Origin of the sequence: Rahnella ecdela, assembly GCF_019049625.1 — a bacterium.
Lineage (GTDB): Bacteria > Pseudomonadota > Gammaproteobacteria > Enterobacterales > Enterobacteriaceae > Rahnella > Rahnella ecdela.
This window is the reverse complement of sequence record NZ_JAFMOY010000133.1, coordinates 33,508-51,880: the sequence shown is the minus strand read 5'-3', so window position 1 is coordinate 51,880 and position 18,373 is coordinate 33,508. Positions and strand designations below refer to the sequence as shown.

The following is an 18,373-nucleotide window of genomic DNA, read 5'->3' as shown; positions in this document are numbered from 1 at the left end:
AACCCGCCGAAGCGGGTTTTTTTTTGCCTGTTATTCGTGAATTCTTTACGCCGGTTTGCGTACCAGCATCACGAACATCAGGATAGCAATCGCGTAGCAGCCGAGAATGGTCAGCCCCATCGACAGCGCAGGCTGGCTGCCAAAACCGGTAACAGGGACCGCCAGCGCGCCAAGCGCAAACATACAAACCCCCAGCAATGCCGATGCGCTGCCCGCGTTTTCCCCCTGGCTTTGCATCGCAAGCGATCCCGCATTCGGGCCGATAATTCCGATGACCATTACCGAGAAGAACAGCGGGATCAGCAACATTACCAGCGGTGCGTTAAGGCTGGCGGAAATCACCAGCGTTACGGACGCTAAAGCGGCGATGCATAATCCTGCTTTAACCAGTGCCAGCTCACCAAAACGACGACTCAGGCGGGTAGAAACCTGTGCAGAAATCACCAACCCAATACCGTTTATTGCAAAGCAAAGGCTGAACATCTGCGGGCTGAGATGGTAAATCTGTTGCAGCACAAACGGCGATGCGCCGATATATGCAAACATTCCCGCCATGATAAAGCCCTGCGTCAGACACAATCCCATAAACGGGCGGTGTTTAAGCAAACCAAATATCGAGAACAGCATACTCAGGATCCCGCCTTTGGCGCGTCGTTCGGGCAATAACGTTTCGTGCAGTTTCAGGGAGGAGAAGCTGAATAACAGGATAGCGATCAATGCCAGTACGCCAAATATTCCCCGCCAGTTCACCCAGTTTAGTAAGGCCCCACCCAGCACGGGGGCGATGATCGGTGCCAGTCCGTTGACCAGCATCAGCAGGGCGAAAAACCGCGTTAATTCATGTCCGTTATACAAATCTCTGGCCACGGCTCGGGAAAGTACTGCGCCACCGGCACCGGCGATCCCCTGCAACAGACGGGCGACGATCAGCTGATCAATGTCCTGTGCAACGGCACACCAGACCGATGCGGCCAGCAATAAAGCCAGCGACCATAACAAAGGACGCATGCGGCCATATCGGTCGCTCAGCGGGCCAAACAGCAGCTGGCCGAAACCGAGACCGAGTAAACCTGCGGTCAGGCTGAGTTGCGCACTGGCGGTGGAGGTACTGAGATCGCCTGCCATTTCAGGCAGTGCGGGAAGGTATAAATCGGTGCATAAGGGACCCAGTGCGGCGAGAGAGCCTAGCACCAGGGCATAACCGAGGCGTTTTTCTTGCAGGTGAGCGCTCATGGTAAAAGTTAATCCGGTTTGCTGGTGATTAAATCCGTTTCGAAGAGGCTCTGGAAGTAGCGATGGTATATGGCTTCCAGAAGCTCTGCGTCGGCGTGAACTGTCGTCATACGACGAAATGCGGTGCCTTCACAAATCACCGCTAAAGTTTCCACTTTGGCCGTCATTTCAGCTTCTGAAAATTGCGGAAAAGTGGCACTCAGCAGAGATTTTGCTTCGTTAAATAATTGTTTTTCAGAATCGCGCCAGATTTTTTCCACGGCAGGATTGCGGGTCGCTTCTGCGGCGACTTCGAGTATCAATGCGTGGTCAATTTCGGCTTGTTCTTTTTGTTCAGCGCACAGTTCTTCTTTATACGGCGCGCTGAGATTGCCAATCCGGCGGTGTGCCAGATTGTGCGCCACCTGTTGCAGGTTGTGGGCATTGCCGGTCATCAGCCTGATTTTTTTCATGACAATACGGCGAACAATTTCTTCGATGATGGCGTCTTTGTTCGCGAAATAGCGGTAAATCTGTCCCACACTGAGCAGTGAAGTTTTGGCGATTTCAGCCATGCCTGCACCGTGAAATCCATGCTTGCGAAAACACAGGCGTGCTGCGGCAATAATCTGGTCGCGTCGTGCGCTGATGCGCGCGTCTTTACTGCATTGTTGTGGGTGAAGCATGATTTACCTGAGAATTTTGCTGATATTGACTGTGAACGATCATTCTCAAGTATAGGCAATAAGGAGGAACAGGTAAATATTTGTATTATGAATGGAATGAAAAGTGACGTTTCGTTTCAACGCGATTAAGCCGGCCGCTGAAATGCGAACGGCGCAATCATAAGGAATGCGCCGTTTACGGATAGGGGGGAAGTTCGAAATTACAGAGAATTATGCAAAGTAGGCCTGTAAAAAAGCGACAACGGTCAGAACACAGAGAGCAACAACCAGAAGCTCAGAAGACGTTTTTGGAACAGAAAACATGCCATACCTCGAAAATAAACCAAAGTGAACTGACGCTATTATCTGCACGAAAGATGAAGGAAACATTAAGAAAGGGCGGAGGGGTAAGAACCTGTGTCACAAATTTATCATCGCGATGCCTTTTGTCATAAAAAAGGCATCGCCGGAAGATAGTATCAGTGCGCGCTGAACCAGCTGACCAGCATAAAGGCCAGTAAAGTCATCGCCAGGGAACCCGCCAGATTGAGCGCCATATTGAGCAGGGCGGCACCAAAACGGCCATCCTGTAACATGTAAACGACTTCCAGCGAAAAGGTGGAAAATGTGGTCAGACCGCCGCAGAAACCGGTGGTGATCAGCAGTTTCCAAACCGGATCGATATTCGTCAGGCGGGTGAAAATGGCGATCCCCAGACCGATAATAAAGGCGCCGACCAGATTGACCGTCAGCGTACCGACCGGCAGAACCGGGTTCATTCCGTTCATTTTCAGGCTGACATACCAGCGAACTACACTGCCGATACCACCGCCAATAAAGACTGCAAGTAAGGTGCTAAACATAGAAATGCCTTAATAAAGCGATGAATTCAGAAAGAGCCGGGCGCTAAGTTTACCTCGCGCCACGGGGCTTGTGTAGACGCGATAAAGAAACAGGGTGTAACCAGGAAAACGCTATGTTAATCAGAGAAGGTGTAGTTTCAGATGCGCAAATTCTGGCGCAATTACTGGGCGATTTGGATTATCCCAATACGCCGGAAGCCGTAGCAGAACGTGTGGCAAAAATGGCGACGAACCCGGACAGTTGTCTGCTGGTCGCTGAAGCTGAAGGTAAGGCGGTGGGATTTATTTCTTTGCACTATATCCCGCAAATCGCACTGGCCGGAGAATTCTGCCGGGTAAGCTATTTATGTGTCAGCGACCAGTGTCGTGGCGCAGGCATTGGCCAGAAATTGCTGGATGAAGCAGAAAGGCTGGCGGCAGAACGCGGCTGTGACCGCATGGAAGTTCACAGCCACACACGCCGCGTGCGCGCCCACCAGTTCTATGCACGGGCGCAATACGAAGAGTCGCCAAAGTATTTGCTCAAGCATTTGCTGAAGAGGTCCTGAGCAATCAGGCACCCATTGCCAGCACCAGAGCATCGGCAATTAAATCGACCTGCTCCGGTTTCACCTGGCTGGTACTGATACGGATAAACTGCCCCGGCCCGATGCGGCTTCGCTCGCCGGGCAGAACGGCAATGCCTCGCGCAGCCATCGTCACCAGCGCAAACTGCTCTGAGGGCACCGGGATCCACATCGCCAGCCCGTCACGTTCGGGAATGTTAATTCCGCGTATACGTAAGGCGTCGGACATGGCTTTGCGGCGTTGCGCATACACGCTTTTGGCGTGCGAAATACCTTCCTGCGTTTTGGGATCTTTAATCAGCCATGCCAGCGCTTCCTGCAAAATACGGCTCGACCAGCCCGCACCAAAGTTACGGAATGATTTGATTTGTTTAATTAAATCGGTAGATCCGGAAATAACCGCCAGCCGTAAATCCGGACCATAGGCTTTGGAATAGGAGCGAACATGCACTGTCCGTTCAGGCAACCGGCTACCCATACTGAGCGGTGGATAACAGGACAATTGTCCGATGCCATCATCTTCAATGATCAGCGTATTGCTCTGACTGAGAATTTCGGCCAGTGCAACATAACGTTCCGCATTGATGGCGTGACCGCAATGTGAGTGTGTGCGCGGCTGATAAATAAACGCGGAAGGATTTTTCAGCAGGGCCTGAGCCAGAGATTCCGGCAGCGGACCGAACTCATCGCACTTCACCGGGAGCACTTGCGCGCCCAGATTATCCAGCATATCCAGCAAACGGGTGGCTGTCGGATCTTCAATCGCCACCACCGAACCCTGCATCAGCAAGGTTTGCAGGGTCAGGTTCATCCCGTCAAAACCGCCGTCCGCAGACATAAAAGCAGGCGCGTCATAAGGCCAGTCGTGTTTTGCCGCTTCAAGCAAAGAAGGCGAAATAGCCTCACGCTGATAGCTGTTGAGATTATCTGCGCCAACACCGTGATGCATGGCTTCGAGCAGGTTCGGCAGCAACTCAGGATCCGGGGAGGACAGGGCCAGATCCGCAATAATATGTTCGCCAAAATTGCCGATTTTCTCGAAGCGAGCCGGTCTTGGCGAGAGCATATCCCCGCACACCCAGACACCGTTACGACCGCGACCGGCGATGACTTTTTGTCGCCTCAGTTGACCCCAGGCGGCAGAAACCGTGGCCGGACTCACACCCAGCGCCTGCGCCAGCTCGCGAACGGGGGGCAGGTGCGTCCCGATTTCAATCACACCGGAGCGGATCATCGCCGCGGTTTCAATTGCAATGCCCCGCATAGAACGATCCTGTAATTGTGTCGCTAACCATTGCGCGTCCAGCGTTTTTTCGAGGGGGTTTTCTGCCATTTTCTCGCCTTTTGTTCAGTAACAAAGAATCTATTGTACATATTAATTTATGCCATTAGTATCAAACTTAGCCAGCGGAGGCGATAAAATAATCACATTGCGATGATGTGGGTCTCCTTCGTAAAAGAATTTGGTGTGTTTGCCGGAAAGTTTGTAAACGCACAGTTGTTTTTCTGCATATCAACCATGCTGACACTTAAGGGGACAGATGTGACGATTACCATCAGGCTGGCGGTTCGTGACTGGGATTATTTTACGCCACTGGCGTTAGGTGACCTCAAACCGGAAGGTTTCAATCTTGAAATCGATCGCGTGGGTACGCTGGTCGATAATCTGGGCACCAGCGACAAATACGATGCGGGCGAAGTATCTTTCAGTCGTTACGCGCAAGGGCGTGCGCGGGGCGAATCTGATTTGCTGGCTATTCCGCATTTCCTGATGCGTGGTTTCCGTCAGCGCTGCATTATCACCCGTGAAGACAGTCCGCTGACTGAACTTTCCCAGTTGGCAGGCAAGCGTATCGGTCTGACCGGCTGGCAGGATTCTGGCAATACCTGGACCCGTACACTACTGGCGCTGGAAGGTGTGGGCATAGAAGATGCGAACTGGTATGTCGGTCGTCTGACTGCCGCGCACCCGGTTGTGGATCGTCTGGCCGGTTTTGGCCGTGAAGGTCGTATTGAAGCGGTGCCGGAAGAACGCCCGATGATGGAATTGTTGCAGGAAGGCTGGCTGGACGCGATTTTCACGCCCTTCATGCCTGACGGTTTCTTCAAACCTGACTCCGGTTTCCGTCAGTTCCAGCCGGATTTCCGTGCCGCCGAACTGGCCTATTTTAACCGCGTCGGTTATATCCCCGGCATTCACCTGCTGGCGATTAAACCCGCGCTGGCTGAAGAGCATCCGTGGTTGCCACAGGCGCTGAGTGAAATCATCGACCGTTCTTATCAGCTGTGGATGGATAAGCGCGCCAAATATGCGGATACCACACCGTGGTTGCTGGACGATTTGCGTCGCACCGTCGTTGATTTACCTGCGGACTGGAATGCAAACGGTTACGCCGCCAACGAGAAAATGATCGACGATTTCGCTCAGGAATTGCATGCGCAGGGACTGACGCCTAAGCGTCTGACGCCGCAGGATTTGTTCCCGCATTTTGCCCGATAATACCTAACCATTTGCCTGAACCATCAGGCGACAGGGGAGTAAAAATGAAAATTGCACTAGGTCAGTTTGCCGTTTCCCGTGAATGGGAAGCGAACGTTGAAACCTGTCTTTCGCTGATGGCGAAATCGCTGGAAGCGGGCGCAGATCTGCTGGTATTGCCGGAAGGCATTCTGGCGCGCGATATCACCGATCCGGATCTGGTTTTGAAAGCGGCACAACCTCTGGACGGTCCGTTTGTCAGCCAGTTGCTGGCGGCCAGTCGTGGCAATCATATGACTACCATGATGAGTGTGCACACGCCTGCACCGGACGGTCGTGCCTATAACGTTCTGATTTCAATCCGTAACGGTGAAATTATCTCTGAATATCAGAAGCTGCATCTTTATGATGCGTTCTCTTCGCAGGAATCAAAAAATGTTACCGCCGGCGATGAAGTGCCGCCGCTGGTCAAGGTTGCGGGTTTTAACGTCGGCCTGATGACCTGTTATGACGTGCGTTTCCCGGAACTGGCGCGTCGTCTGGTGCTCGACGGCGCAGACGTATTGGTTCTGCCCGCCGCGTGGGTGAAAGGCCCGCTGAAAGAAATGCACTGGGAAGTGCTGGTCACGGCGCGCGCGCTGGAAAATACCACTTATATGGTGGCGGTGGGCGAGTGTGGAGAGCGCAATATCGGTAACAGCATGGTGGTCGATCCGCTGGGTGTGGCCATTGCCCGCGCAGCAGAAGCCCCTGCGCTGGTCTTTGCCGAACTGGATAAAGATCGTCTGGCGCATGCCCGCAAAGTATTACCGGTACTGGCAAACCGCCGCTTTAGTTTACCGCAATTACGCCAGGACTGATTTCGCTGCCGGTCCTCAACGGCAGTGACTGATTTCATGCAGTACCGCGCGCCTCACCAGGGAACGCGTTTGTTTTAAAACAATTAGCAAAATAAAAGCTTCGAAAAGAAGCACCCGGAAACTCGCCACGGAAGGCACACACTATAAATACACAACATTCATAAACTCACAGACCGACTTTTTCGACAGAGGAAATAAGAGAATGATGGCAAAAAAATTACGTCAGGCTGCTGCTCTGACTGCTGCATTACTTTCCGTATCTTCCATGAATGCCTTTGCTGCTGAAAATGTGACAATTCCGACACAGACGATGGATCCGGCGATCCACGCTAAATTGCCTGCGGATATTCAAAAGTCTGGCGTGATGACGTCGGTAAATAACGGATCATTCCCTCCTTATGAAATCGTCACCGGCGCAAATGGTCTGGACGGCGCAAGCGCTGATCTGGCACACGCATTGGCCGAAGTATTAGGCGTAAAAATTGAACATGCTTCCGTGAGTGGATTATCTGGCATCCTCAGCGGGATGGCGGCAGGGCGCTACCAGATGGGCATCGGCCCAATTGGTGATTATCCTGATCGTCAGGCAAAAAATGATTTTATCGATTTTGTGAAAGAGTACGTGGTGTTTGGTGTGCGTAAAGGCAACCCGGAAAAAATCAATTCTCTCGATGACACCTGCGGTAAACGTATTGCCGTCATGGCAGGCGGGTCAGCTGAACAGGTTATCCGCAAGCAATCGGATGTGTGCGTGAAAGACGGTAAACCGGCAGTGACTGTGCAATCTTTCAGCGATCAGCCGACGTCCATTCTGGCCGTGCGCTCAAACCGTTCCGACGCATTCTTCTCTTCTCAGGCCCCGCTGACGTACTTCGTGGAAAAAGCCAATGGTCAGCTTGAACTGACCGGCACCGGCAAATCTAATGGTTTCGGCGATATCTTCCAGGGCACCGTGGTTGCTAAAGATTCTCCGGTACGTGACGCGATCCTTGCCGGTTATCAGAAACTGTTCGATAACGGCACGTACGGCATCATCATGAAAAAATGGGGGCTGGAAGGCAATATGATCCCGGCACCGGGCATCAACCTGGCAAAGGCGCAGGCTAAATGACTGATAAAACGTATAGTTCTAAGCCGGCAGTCAAGGACGACTATACGCAGGATCCACGTCGTAACGTTGAGTTCTCCCATGCACCGCGTAATTACGGCCGCTGGATTGCCTGGATAGTTGTGCTGCTGATTGCCGCTGATGTTCTCTGGGCGGTGTCCCACAATCCCAATTTCGAATGGCACGTGGTGGCGCAGTGGTTTACCGAAGGCTCGGTGATCAAAGGTCTGGGTGTGACGCTCGGCCTTACTTTGGTCTCGATGGTGCTCGGTGTGTTCATCGGCCTGATGCTGGCGATTGCCCGTTTGTCTGACAGCATGTTGCTGCGAAGATTAGCAGGATTGTATATCTGGTTCTTTCGCGGTACGCCGCTGCTGGTGCAATTGTTATTCTGGTACAACATGTCGACGCTGTTCCCGCGGGTGGTGATCGGTATCCCGTTTGGCCCGCAATATTTGAGCTGGAATACTAATGATCTGATCACACCACTGACGGCGGCGATTGCGGGTCTGGCGCTGAATGAAGCGGCGTATATGGCGGAAATCATTCGGGCCGGTTTGCTGTCGGTCGATAACGGTCAGGGCGAAACCGCGCAGGCATTTGGCATGAGCCGCGGTCGCGCGCTGCGCCGGATTATCATTCCGCAGGCGATGCGTTCGATCATTCCTCCGACCGGCAATCAGCTGATCAGCATGATTAAAGCGACGTCGCTGGTCAGCGTTATCGCTATGGGCGACTTGTTATATTCGGTGCAAACCATCTACAACCGTACCTTTGAAGTAGTGCCGATGCTGATGGTGGCGGTGATCTGGTATCTGTTTATCACGTCGTTGCTTAACCTCGGTCAGTCCGCGATTGAACGCTATTATTCCCGTGGCACACGCCGGACGTTGCCTAACGCCAAACGACGTCAGAACATTGCGGAACAAAAAACCGCGCCAATCATTAACTCGCCGGGCCTGGCCCGCAAGGAGGACTTATGAGTCAAATACCCTCCGGCACTCCGTCATCCGAACCGGCATCACTGGTAACCGCCCGAAACGTGCATAAAAGTTACGGCGATAATGAAGTGCTGAAAGGGATTGATCTGGATGTGAAACCCAGCGAAGTGGTGGTGATCCTCGGGCCCTCCGGCTCAGGTAAATCGACCTTCCTGCGCTGCATCAATCATCTGGAAGATATCGATCGCGGCTCTATTATGGTGGGCGGTGAGCAGATTGGTTATGAGCTGCGCGGCGACCGTTTGCACAAATTGTCAGAACGGGCCATTGCGCGCCAGCGCCGGGATATCGGCATGGTGTTTCAGCAATTCAATCTTTATCCGCACATGACCGTGCTGCAAAACATTATTGAAGCTCCGGTCGGCGTGCATAAAGAAAGCCGTCAGGAAGCCGAGAAGTACGCCCGCGAATTGCTGCAAAAAGTCGGCCTGAGCGATAAGGCGGATGCGTATCCGCGTCATCTTTCCGGTGGACAACAACAGCGTGTGGCGATTGCCCGTGCGCTGGCGGTGAAACCTAAGCTGATGTTGTTTGATGAGCCGACTTCCGCACTGGATCCGGAACTGGTAGGCGAAGTATTAGCCACCATGCGGGATCTGGCGCAGCAAGGACTGACGATGATTGTCGTCACCCATGAAATTGGTTTTGCAAAAGAAGCGGCGGATCGTGTGGTGTTTATGGATCGTGGAGTGGTAGTGGAGCAGGGCGCGGCGGATGAGGTGCTGGTCAATCCTCAGCATCCGCGCACGCAGGCTTTCCTCAGCCGCTTCATCTGAAATTACGGGTTGAAACCGGGAAAGCGTTAGTTCTAATCGGCAATCTCGACCCGGTTCCGCCCGTTTTTCTTCGCGATGTACAGGGCATTATCAGCGGCATTCAGCCAGTGTGTCGGCGTTTCCTGCGCATCATCGCATTCGGCTATACCTGCGCTGATGTGGATCAGTAATTCGGGATGATGCGGAAACAGGCTGTTGGCCAGGCGGCTTTGCAGCCGCTCGGTCGCCCGTTTCGCCTGAAGTTTGGTGCTGTGCGGTAAAATCGCCGCAAATTCATCTCCACCGAAACGTCCGATAATATCCGCGGTGCGCATGGTTTGTTGTAGTTCCTGAGCCAGCAAAATAATGGCCTGATCGCCAACGCTGTGGCCGTAGTTATCGTTGATGCTCTTGAAGTGGTCGATATCAATCAGCACCAGCGTGGTTTTGTGCCGGTAGCGTCGAAAACTCTCCAGTTCAGTTTGCAGCAGCGATTCCCAGTGTCGGCGGTTATAAAGCCCTGTCAGACCATCCCGCACGCTTATCTGCATAATCGCCTGTTTGTGTTCGGCGAGTTTTCTCGATGTCCTGTATGTGACATTACCGAGGAAAATCGGGTAAATCATGATCATCGGCAAACAAAGATAAAGCTGGAACGGTGAGGTTTCGGGCAGGAAAGGCAGCTTCGCTATCCACAGTAATGCCAGCGCAACGGTAATCTGCGCGATAACGCAACGAGAGAATAAGGTTTTGCCGCCTGCCGAGATATTATTCATGCCCATCATGGCGAAAATGGTCGCCGAGGGCAGGGCGTTGAATCCCATCACGGCTATCCAGATGCCGCCGAAAATCGCGTCAATCTGCAGGTTATGAATTTCGCTTTTAAATGGTGTCGCCGATTTTTTTGCTTTCCAGTAGGCAAGATGCGGCCAGATAAATCCGTTGAAAAACAGTAAAAGCCACAGCCAGCCGGACGTTGAATGTTCAATCATCACCGAGCCGACACAAAAACATCCTGTTCCCAGTCCGACAATGCGGGGCAGGTAAGTCCGTTTCGCAAAACGCAGTCCGGAATGATGAGTATCGTTAACCAGAGTCGTATGAAGCTTTTTCGGCATCGGTTCTCATTAAGGGTTAGCAAACCCGGGTTGATAAAACGGGTCGAAATCAAAGACGAAGTCGTTTTGCTGTAAATAAAGACAGAATTACTTTATGACCAGGCTATTCACGCTCATAATAGCTCACTATGGTCATAATGCGCACAGTTCTGGATCCGTTCTGTTACATTTTCGGGTTGTATTAACGTCGCGAATGGCCGTTAATAGCGACAAATTGTCACTGCTGTTTTCCGGCACTCAGTGTAAAGAAGGTATGTATGGAAGGTCTAAGTATTACTAAATTGTTGGTGGTCGGCGTGCTGATCGTTTTGTTGTTCGGTACCAGCAAACTGCGTTCTCTGGGCGGCGACCTGGGTGCAGCACTGCGTGGCTTTAAGAAAGCCATGAATGATGATCCGGCTCCGGCAGCTGCTGAAAAAACAGCAGAAGAAAAACCGGCTGAACGCGTAGAGCATAAAGACTAAGTCTGACTCTGTTACGTTTTCCTGGCATGAAAAAAGGTTGTTCTCACGAACAACCTTTTTTGTTTTCTGCGATAAAAAGTAACAAAATATTAAAACGCAGCCCCTGAGCGCTACGTCTGACTTTATTTAACTTCTAAGCCTTTGGCTTGCAGATCGGCGTGATAAGAAGAACGCACAAACGGACCGCAGGCAGCATGGGTGAAGCCCATTTCCATCGCCGCTTCTTTCATTTGATCGAATTCTTCCGGGCTCACGTAACGCTGAACGGGCAAATGGTGACGGCTTGGCTGTAAGTACTGGCCCAGTGTCAGCATGGTCACTCCGTGGCGGCGCAGATCGCGCATCACTTCGATAATTTCTTCGTTCGTTTCGCCCAGACCCACCATCAGACCTGATTTGGTTGGGATTTCCGGGTGCGCTTCTTTAAAGCGTTGCAGCAAAGTCAGTGACCATTCGTAGTTCGCACCAGGACGAACCTGACGGTAAACGCGCGGTACGTTTTCCAGATTGTGGTTAAACACATCCGGCGGGCTGGCGTTGAGAATATCAAGAGCGCGATCCATACGGCCACGGAAATCCGGTACCAGCGTTTCGATTTTGATGGTTGGGTTTTTCGCACGGATTGCAGTGATGCAATCAGCAAAGTGCTGAGCACCGCCATCGCGCAGATCATCACGGTCAACGGAAGTGATAACCACATAACGCAGGCCCATATCAGAAATGGTTTGCGCCAGTTTTTCCGGCTCGTTGGTGTCTGGTGCGGTCGGACGACCATGTGCCACATCGCAGAACGGGCAGCGACGGGTACAAATGGCGCCCAGGATCATGAAGGTCGCGGTGCCGTGGTTAAAGCATTCGGAAAGGTTAGGACAAGCCGCTTCTTCACAGACAGAATGCAGGCCGTTCTTACGCAGCGCTGATTTAATGCCCTGAATTTTCGTTGAGTCGGCAGGTAATTTGATTTTCATCCATGCCGGCTTACGTAACATTTCCTGCCGGTCACTGACCACGGTTTTCACCGGGATTAACGCCATCTTGTCTGCATCGCGGTATTTGACGCCGCGTTCCATCTGAATCGGTTTACTCATAATCTTGCAGCTTCCAGGTTTGTCACTCGTTACCCGAGTTTTTTCAGGACATTCAATGAACTGGCTGATTCATCAAAAAAAGTAGAAATAATGCGGAAATTATATCATTGAAGCATCCCTTCGTTCAGCCCTTCGTCATGGCCGGAAGTGCTAAATGCCGCAATTTTTTAACCTGAAATCCGCGTGATGATAAAAATATCACATCTAAAAGGCATTTATACTATTGAAAAATAGAGCAATTATAATCGAATGTTTTGTTCGGTTTCCCGGTGTTAATGGTGTGTAAATATTTTTCCGGAAGGGGAAAATTATCCCTTTGACGCCGCTTCCTGTCTTACGAAGGCCTCACCGATCACATTAATAATTCTGCTGAGCGTTTTATCGTTTTTAGCTGACTTGTTATACAGCATCAGGATGTCGTAGGGCTGCACCGGAATTTCACATTGCAACTTTTGAACCGGAAAAGCGGGAATGAAAATATCGACCATTCGTTCCGGCAGAACTGCCAGCAAATCAGTACCGGCGACCATCGAAAGCACATTAATGGCGTTAAAACTGGCGAAGGCGACAAAGCGTTCCGGTAATGCCTCGCTTATTTCAAACTGCATTCGTTTTAAATCCCCAATACTGGTCACCACGCTGGCGAACTGCTGGCTGGCGGCCTGTTCCTGGCTTAGGGTTTTGTCGATGGTCGGATGATTTTGCCGGCAGACAAACACGGTTTTATCTGACATCAGCCGGATGCTGTTTATTGACCGGTTAAACTGCGGGCTGATATCAATGACTAAATCTGCACGATGCTGGATCAGCGTATCTTCCGCGTCGGTAAGAGGCACGTGTTGCAGAATGTAGTGGCTGTTGATTTTCTCAAGTTCACTGAGGATCAGCGGAAAGGTGATTTGCGCGATAAACGGGTAGCAACTGATGGTCAGCACGCGGGATTTGTCATTATCGCTGGTGAAATCGAGACCGGTAAGGATGGAGCTGAAGCCCTGACTGATATGTTTGTGCAGATTGGTGGCGTAGGCAGTCGGGCTGATCCCTTGTCCGTCGCGAATAAATAACGGGTCGGGGAAAATATTACGAAGTTTTTGAATCGACTGACTGACAGAAGAGGGTGTCAGATTGAGTGCATTCGCCGCATGTACAATGCCTTTATTGAGGTAAACCGCTTCAAAAATAGTCAGCAAATTAAGATCAAGGCTGCGAAGTTTATTCAAACTGGCACTGCTATCTTTATTATCCATATAACATTCCTGACAGTGTAGAAGACTGTCCCGGCAAGTGAGGGGCCGGGGAGTGCGCTTATCCGTAAGCGATGAGGTGCTGAAAAGTAGCGTGGTGATATTAAATTAAAATGAATCGTAACTCTTGTAATAAGTTATTCAGTGTCAGGGAACTGGAAGGACAATCACAGCACCGGTGGCGCGTATTGTTCGGCTTGCCACGGCAGATAATCCACCTGCTGGTAATCGAGGCGATGATTAAAAGATTTCACCAGAACGGGCATGACCTGATCGACCGTTAATCCCGGCTTTTCCAGACTGGCCTGAGTCATTTCAAGACCGGCATATCCACACGGATTAATACGGTGGAAAGGCTCCAGATCCATATCAATATTCAGCGCCAGACCATGTAACGAGCAGCCTTTACGGATGCGCAGCCCGAGCGAACAAATCTTTTTGCCATCGACGTACACACCCGGCGCGTCGGCACGCGGATAAGCGTCGATAGAGAAATGCGCCAGGGTATCTACCACAGTTTGTTCGATTGCCGTGACTAACTGACGGACGCCGAGTTTTTTGCGCTTGAGATCAACCATGACATACATCACCTGCTGACCGGGACCGTGATAGGTCACCTGACCACCGCGATCGCTCTGGATAACAGGAATATCGCCCGGCATCAGAACATGCTCAGCTTTACCTGCCTGACCTTGCGTAAAAACGCGCGGATGCTGAACCAGCCAGATCTCGTCAAGCGAGTCAGCGGTGCGGTGTTCAGTGAAATGATGCATGGCCAGAGAAACCGGTTCATAAGGCTGAAGGCCAAGCTGGCGCAGTACGATACGTTCTTGCGGGTTATATGGTTGCACGGCAGTTATCGTCAGTCAGGGAAGGGGAAAACGCGCGAAAACTGGCTCCCGCGCGTATCGGTCAGAAAGGGCTTACAGCACCATGCGGACAATTTCGATATTGCCCAGCTCATCGTATAAGGTCTCGACCTGATCGATGTGGGTGGCAGTGATCGTAATAGAAACGGAGTGGTAATTCCCTTTACTGCTCGGTTTTACCTGAGGATTGTAGTCGCCAGGCGCATGGCGTTGCACGACTTCCACAACCTGGTCCACCAACTCGGGTTGTGCCAGGCCCATTACTTTGTAAGTAAAGGGACAAGGGAATTCGAGCAGTTCGTTCAGTTTGGTTTTCATGTGCACTCCAGCGTGTTGTACAGCGTATTAAGTTTTGTCTCTGAAAGTATAACTCCCGCCGTAGCGGGAGCCATAATCTATACCGGTTATATGGGGATTGTTGCAAACTTTTTCAAGCAGCAACTTAGCCGAACCAGTGGTGGAACATCAGTTTGATGTAATCCACGATGCGACCAAAGAAGCCGCCTTCTTTCACTTCGTTCATGACCACCAGAGGGCGCTCATCAATCGTTTTGCCATCAAGCTGGAAGTTGATTGAGCCGACCACCTGATTTTTCTGCAATGGAGCGTGCAGTTCAGGGGTGTTCAGCACATAGCTGGCTTTCAGGTCTTTCATGCGGCCACGTGGAATCGTCAGGTAAGCATCTTTCTCGACACCCAGCGCAACACGGTCGGTATCGCCAAACCAGACTGGTTCAGACGCAAACTCTTTACCGGCTTTCAGGGGAGAAACGGTTTCGAAGAAGCGGAAGCCCCAGGTCAGCAGCTTTTTACTTTCAACTTCACGGCCTTTGTAAGTATGACCGCCCATGACGGCAGAGATCAGACGCATCTGGCCTTCAGTCGCGGAAGCCACCAGGTTATAACCTGCCGAATCCGTATGACCGGTTTTAATGCCATCCACGTTCAGGCTGTTATCCCACAGCAAACCATTACGGTTCATCTGGCGGATATTGTTGAAGGTGAATTCTTTCTCTTTGTAGGTGGCGTATTCTTCCGGCACATCACGTATCAGCGCCTGACCAATCAGCGCCATATCGCGAGCGGAGCTGTACTGGCCCGCAGCATCAAGACCATGCACGGTACCGAAATGGGTATTTTTCAGACCCAGCGCGTTCACGTAGTTGTTCATGATCGCGACGAAAGCGTCCTGACTGCCGGCAACGTGGTCTGCCATCGCCACACAGGCGTCGTTACCTGATTGCAGGATGATCCCGCGGTTCAGCTCAGAAACCGGCACGCGATCGCCTGGTTTTAAGAACATCAGGGAAGAGCCTTTGAACACCGGATTACCGGTTGCCCAGGCGTCCTGACCGACGGTCACGATATCCGTCGGGGAGATTTTGCCAGCTTTGATGGACTGACCAATAACATAACTGGTCATCATTTTTGTCAGGCTGGCAGGGTCGCGGCGTGCGTCGGCATTCATTTCTGCCAGAACTTTACCGGAGTTGTAGTCGATCAGGACATAGGCTTCAGCATCAATTTGCGGAACGCCAGGGATCATTGTTTTTAAATTAACATCGTCGGCATAGGCGGACGCTGCACTGAAAGTGATTACGGTGCCAAATGCGAGGCTTTTGACTAAACGTGAAGTATTTACAAGTTTCATGATCGGGACAACAACATCCGTGGGAGTAAGTGATAAACGTGCGCCACTATAGCAGAAGAGTCATAAGTCAGACATCTTCGATTACCAGCGCTTACTGACTTTTACTTATAAGTTAATAGTACTTATAAGAACGGGGCCGTAGCCCCGTATTTCGAAATTACATACTGGCAGTGACGAAAGACTGCTGCTGGGCCTCGCTGGCAAGTCGCTGTTTCAGCTGTTCGGCCTGCTGGCGGGTGCTGAACGGGCCTAGCTGCACGCGGTAGGTACTGCCGTTCGCCTGGACTTTACCCGGAACAGAGAAACGCTGGCTGAGGCTTTTTTGCCACAACTGTGCGTTCTGAGGATTACTCAGCGCGCCAACCTGAACCATATAGCCGGAAGACGGAACGGCAGTGGTATGAGCAGGTGCTGCGGAGGCTGCAGCAGCGGCTACCGGCGCGGCACTGGCGACAGCAACTGGTGCTGCGACAGGTTCACTGCCTTCTAACACACCCTGACGCAGAGGCGTTGGCGCGCTCAGAAACCCGCCGCCACTGTTACCCGACTGGGTGGTCGACGCGGGTGCTGAGGCGACTGTGCCGGTGTTATCTTCGTCATTGGTTAATGGCGCAGCATTCGGATTGCTCAGGGTGCTGTTGCTGATCGGACGCACATCAGACGTATCGACCGGCTGAGCGCTCAGCGTCGGCGTACCCATGCTGCTGGCACCTAAACTCGGACGTGACGGCAGGGCGTAAGATTGTTTAGCGACAGTCGTACCAATCGTACCGGGGCCAGACAGGGTGCCATCGGGTGCCACGTTAATGAAATCGATACGGACTTTGGTGCTGTTGGTCAGGTTCAGACGATCTGCTGCAGCCTGAGACAGGTCAATGATTTTGCCCGGCACATAAGGGCCACGGTCGTTAACACGCACGACCAGCATACGGCCAGTTGCCATATTCGTGACGCGAACATAGCTTGGAATAGGTAACGTCGGGTGTGCGGCAGTCATGGCGGTCGGGTCGAATTCTTCACCGATAGCGGTCATATTGCCGCCATTTTCCTGGCCATACCAGGCAGCCTGGCCGACCTGAGAAAAATTGGACGGGTCTTTGATAATCTTATAGGTTTTACCGTTAACGGTATAATCCTGCATCGTGCCCTGATTATAAGGTTCGTAACGCGGATCAGCCCCGCCGATTTCCACCACAGGGCCGTTGTAGGCTTGTTGCGGTGCCGGTTGTTGTTGCTGGGTATCGTCAGTGGCACAACCACTTAACAGCAAACCGATAATGACAGCTCCAAGCCACTCCTTACGCATTGCTCACCTCTATAAATTTTTTGACAACATTTTTCGATGAGTATGTATCGACATGACGATACCAAACCCTGCCATTAGCACGATGAGTGCTGACCCGCCATAGCTGACCAGAGGCAAAGGTACCCCAACTACCGGGACAATGCCACTGACCATGCCGATGTTAACAAAGACATAAACGAACAGGATCAGCATCAGTCCGCCGGACATGACGCGACCGAAAGTGGTTTGGGCATTGGCGGCAATCACCAGTCCGCGCATGATGAGGCACAGGTACAGCCCCAGCAGCACCAGCACGCCAATCAGACCCAGTTCTTCAGCCAGTACAGCAAAGATAAAGTCGGTGTGTCGTTCAGGCAGGAATTCCAGCTGTGACTGCGTACCGTGCAGCCAGCCTTTGCCGGAAAGTCCGCCCGAACCGATGGCGATTTTCGACTGAATAATATGATAGCCCGCCCCAAGCGGATCGCTTTCGGGATCCAGCAGCATCATCACGCGGTCGCGCTGATAATCGTGCATCAGGAAGAACCACAAAATCGGGATAAACGCCGCAACAAGAATGGCGGCAACGGCGATCAGTTTCCAGCTCATGCCGGACAGGAACAGAACAAACAGACCAGAAGCGGCAATCAGAATCGAGGTGCCCAGATCGGGCTGTGCGGCCACCAGCAGGGTAGGGATGAAGATCAGCGCCAGTGCGATGGCGGTATTTTTCAGTGATGGAGGACAGACGTCGCGGTTGATAAAGCGCGCGACCATCAAAGGCACGGCGATTTTCGCCAGCTCCGATGGCTGGAATTTGATAATTCCCAGATCCAGCCAGCGTTGTGCCCCTTTACTGATACTGCCGAAGGCGTCCACCAGCACTAACAGGAATACGCAGAAGATATAGAGATAGGGCGCCCAGCTTTCATAAACGCGCGGCGGGATTTGCGCCATGACCAGCATGATCACCAGGCCCATCAGGATCTGCCCGATTTTACGTTCCATCATGCCCATGTCCTGACCGCTGGCGCTCCACATGACAAACGCACTGTAAGTCAGCAGCGCCAGTACGATCAGCAACATTGTCAGGTCGATATGCATTTTCGACCACAATGATCTTTTCTGTTGGTTCTCAGTCATTG

At 51.9% G+C, this 18,373-nt stretch carries 19 protein-coding genes; 7 read left to right on the top strand and 12 right to left on the bottom strand.

What is annotated here, in order from left to right; translation table 11 throughout:
- Positions 1-45: 45 nt before the first annotated feature.
- The 3 genes from J1784_RS23530 to crcB form a co-directional block, all read right to left on the bottom strand.
- Entirely contained in the window at positions 46-1,233 is a 1,188-nt protein-coding gene (locus tag J1784_RS23530; protein ID WP_217151201.1) for a multidrug effflux MFS transporter, read from the bottom strand.
- 8 nt (positions 1,234-1,241) lie between these two features.
- Complete coding sequence (locus J1784_RS23525; RefSeq protein WP_217151200.1) at positions 1,242-1,898, bottom strand: TetR family transcriptional regulator; 657 nt, start codon at positions 1,896-1,898, stop codon at positions 1,242-1,244.
- A gap of 458 nt (positions 1,899-2,356) precedes the next feature.
- Positions 2,357-2,740: a fluoride efflux transporter CrcB gene (gene crcB / locus J1784_RS23520; protein WP_217151199.1), complete on the bottom strand. Its 384-nt coding sequence runs from the start codon at positions 2,738-2,740 to the stop codon at positions 2,357-2,359.
- Between the two features lie 113 nt (positions 2,741-2,853).
- On the opposite strand from crcB, the gene J1784_RS23515 reads away from it, so the two are divergent.
- Entirely contained in the window at positions 2,854-3,288 is a 435-nt protein-coding gene (locus J1784_RS23515) for a GNAT family N-acetyltransferase (protein WP_217151198.1), read from the top strand.
- 4 nt (positions 3,289-3,292) lie between these two features.
- Here J1784_RS23515 and J1784_RS23510 read toward each other — a convergent pair whose 3' ends face one another.
- A complete protein-coding gene (locus J1784_RS23510; protein WP_217151197.1) occupies positions 3,293-4,639 on the bottom strand; it encodes an aminotransferase class I/II-fold pyridoxal phosphate-dependent enzyme in 1,347 nt (448 codons plus the stop codon).
- Positions 4,640-4,849: 210 nt separating this feature from the next.
- Between J1784_RS23510 and J1784_RS23505 the strand changes: the two genes are divergently transcribed.
- From J1784_RS23505 to J1784_RS23485, 5 genes are all read left to right on the top strand, one after another.
- Positions 4,850-5,806, top strand: a complete 957-nt coding sequence (locus J1784_RS23505; protein ID WP_338019941.1) for a substrate-binding domain-containing protein — start codon at positions 4,850-4,852, stop codon at positions 5,804-5,806.
- A 44-nt stretch (positions 5,807-5,850) separates the two neighbouring features.
- Positions 5,851-6,645, top strand: a complete 795-nt coding sequence (locus J1784_RS23500) for a deaminated glutathione amidase (RefSeq protein ID WP_217151195.1) — start codon at positions 5,851-5,853, stop codon at positions 6,643-6,645.
- 202 nt (positions 6,646-6,847) lie between these two features.
- Positions 6,848-7,756: an ABC transporter substrate-binding protein gene (locus J1784_RS23495; protein WP_217151194.1), complete on the top strand. Its 909-nt coding sequence runs from the start codon at positions 6,848-6,850 to the stop codon at positions 7,754-7,756.
- Positions 7,753-8,736 (top strand): amino acid ABC transporter permease, encoded by a 984-nt coding sequence (locus tag J1784_RS23490; protein WP_217151193.1) that lies wholly within the window; start codon positions 7,753-7,755, stop codon positions 8,734-8,736. The genes J1784_RS23495 and J1784_RS23490 overlap by 4 nt, the downstream gene beginning before the upstream one ends.
- A complete protein-coding gene (locus J1784_RS23485; RefSeq protein WP_238485687.1) occupies positions 8,733-9,530 on the top strand; it encodes an amino acid ABC transporter ATP-binding protein in 798 nt (265 codons plus the stop codon). The genes J1784_RS23490 and J1784_RS23485 overlap by 4 nt, the downstream gene beginning before the upstream one ends.
- A gap of 32 nt (positions 9,531-9,562) precedes the next feature.
- Here J1784_RS23485 and J1784_RS23480 read toward each other — a convergent pair whose 3' ends face one another.
- Positions 9,563-10,627, bottom strand: coding sequence for a diguanylate cyclase (locus J1784_RS23480; RefSeq protein ID WP_217151192.1), 1,065 nt, complete (start codon positions 10,625-10,627; stop codon positions 9,563-9,565).
- Positions 10,628-10,884: 257 nt separating this feature from the next.
- Between J1784_RS23480 and tatE the strand changes: the two genes are divergently transcribed.
- On the top strand, positions 10,885-11,091 hold the full coding sequence (tatE, locus tag J1784_RS23475) for a twin-arginine translocase subunit TatE (protein WP_120506292.1): 207 nt from the start codon (positions 10,885-10,887) through the stop codon (positions 11,089-11,091).
- A gap of 122 nt (positions 11,092-11,213) precedes the next feature.
- Here tatE and lipA read toward each other — a convergent pair whose 3' ends face one another.
- The 7 genes from lipA to mrdB all read right to left on the bottom strand — a co-directional run bounded on the left by lipA (position 11,214) and on the right by mrdB (position 18,371).
- Entirely contained in the window at positions 11,214-12,179 is a 966-nt protein-coding gene (lipA, locus tag J1784_RS23470; RefSeq protein ID WP_095921145.1) for a lipoyl synthase, read from the bottom strand.
- Positions 12,180-12,487: 308 nt separating this feature from the next.
- On the bottom strand, positions 12,488-13,426 hold the full coding sequence (locus tag J1784_RS23465; RefSeq protein WP_217151191.1) for a YbeF family transcriptional regulator: 939 nt from the start codon (positions 13,424-13,426) through the stop codon (positions 12,488-12,490).
- A 164-nt stretch (positions 13,427-13,590) separates the two neighbouring features.
- On the bottom strand, positions 13,591-14,274 hold the full coding sequence (gene lipB, locus J1784_RS23460) for a lipoyl(octanoyl) transferase LipB (RefSeq protein ID WP_217151190.1): 684 nt from the start codon (positions 14,272-14,274) through the stop codon (positions 13,591-13,593).
- A 72-nt stretch (positions 14,275-14,346) separates the two neighbouring features.
- Positions 14,347-14,610 carry a DUF493 family protein YbeD gene (gene ybeD, locus J1784_RS23455; RefSeq protein ID WP_013576500.1) on the bottom strand — a complete coding sequence of 88 codons (264 nt, stop codon included), beginning with the start codon at positions 14,608-14,610 and terminating at the stop codon, positions 14,347-14,349.
- A gap of 124 nt (positions 14,611-14,734) precedes the next feature.
- Complete coding sequence (gene dacA / locus J1784_RS23450) at positions 14,735-15,943, bottom strand: D-alanyl-D-alanine carboxypeptidase DacA (RefSeq protein WP_217151189.1); 1,209 nt, start codon at positions 15,941-15,943, stop codon at positions 14,735-14,737.
- Between the two features lie 157 nt (positions 15,944-16,100).
- The gene (gene rlpA / locus J1784_RS23445; protein WP_217151188.1) at positions 16,101-17,249 is read right to left on the bottom strand and encodes an endolytic peptidoglycan transglycosylase RlpA; all 1,149 of its coding nucleotides are present in this window, start codon (positions 17,247-17,249) and stop codon (positions 16,101-16,103) included.
- A gap of 9 nt (positions 17,250-17,258) precedes the next feature.
- Complete coding sequence (gene mrdB, locus J1784_RS23440) at positions 17,259-18,371, bottom strand: peptidoglycan glycosyltransferase MrdB (protein ID WP_120506287.1); 1,113 nt, start codon at positions 18,369-18,371, stop codon at positions 17,259-17,261.
- Between the last annotated feature and the right edge of the window lie 2 nt (positions 18,372-18,373).

What these genes read in the sequence shown, in the direction of transcription:
- J1784_RS23530 (WP_217151201.1), bottom strand. Translation starts at nt 1,233, where the DNA reads ATGAGCGCTCACCTGCAAGAAAAACGCCTCGGTTATGCCCTGGTGCTA.
- J1784_RS23525 (WP_217151200.1), bottom strand. Translation starts at nt 1,898, where the DNA reads ATGCTTCACCCACAACAATGCAGTAAAGACGCGCGCATCAGCGCACGA.
- crcB (WP_217151199.1), bottom strand. Translation starts at nt 2,740, where the DNA reads ATGTTTAGCACCTTACTTGCAGTCTTTATTGGCGGTGGTATCGGCAGT.
- J1784_RS23515 (WP_217151198.1), top strand. Translation starts at nt 2,854, where the DNA reads ATGTTAATCAGAGAAGGTGTAGTTTCAGATGCGCAAATTCTGGCGCAA.
- J1784_RS23510 (WP_217151197.1), bottom strand. Translation starts at nt 4,639, where the DNA reads ATGGCAGAAAACCCCCTCGAAAAAACGCTGGACGCGCAATGGTTAGCG.
- J1784_RS23500 (WP_217151195.1), top strand. Translation starts at nt 5,851, where the DNA reads ATGAAAATTGCACTAGGTCAGTTTGCCGTTTCCCGTGAATGGGAAGCG.
- J1784_RS23495 (WP_217151194.1), top strand. Translation starts at nt 6,848, where the DNA reads ATGATGGCAAAAAAATTACGTCAGGCTGCTGCTCTGACTGCTGCATTA.
- J1784_RS23490 (WP_217151193.1), top strand. Translation starts at nt 7,753, where the DNA reads ATGACTGATAAAACGTATAGTTCTAAGCCGGCAGTCAAGGACGACTAT.
- J1784_RS23485 (WP_238485687.1), top strand. Translation starts at nt 8,733, where the DNA reads ATGAGTCAAATACCCTCCGGCACTCCGTCATCCGAACCGGCATCACTG.
- J1784_RS23480 (WP_217151192.1), bottom strand. Translation starts at nt 10,627, where the DNA reads ATGCCGAAAAAGCTTCATACGACTCTGGTTAACGATACTCATCATTCC.
- tatE (WP_120506292.1), top strand. Translation starts at nt 10,885, where the DNA reads ATGGAAGGTCTAAGTATTACTAAATTGTTGGTGGTCGGCGTGCTGATC.
- lipA (WP_095921145.1), bottom strand. Translation starts at nt 12,179, where the DNA reads ATGAGTAAACCGATTCAGATGGAACGCGGCGTCAAATACCGCGATGCA.
- J1784_RS23465 (WP_217151191.1), bottom strand. Translation starts at nt 13,426, where the DNA reads ATGGATAATAAAGATAGCAGTGCCAGTTTGAATAAACTTCGCAGCCTT.
- ybeD (WP_013576500.1), bottom strand. Translation starts at nt 14,610, where the DNA reads ATGAAAACCAAACTGAACGAACTGCTCGAATTCCCTTGTCCCTTTACT.
- dacA (WP_217151189.1), bottom strand. Translation starts at nt 15,943, where the DNA reads ATGAAACTTGTAAATACTTCACGTTTAGTCAAAAGCCTCGCATTTGGC.
- rlpA (WP_217151188.1), bottom strand. Translation starts at nt 17,249, where the DNA reads ATGCGTAAGGAGTGGCTTGGAGCTGTCATTATCGGTTTGCTGTTAAGT.
- mrdB (WP_120506287.1), bottom strand. Translation starts at nt 18,371, where the DNA reads ATGACTGAGAACCAACAGAAAAGATCATTGTGGTCGAAAATGCATATC.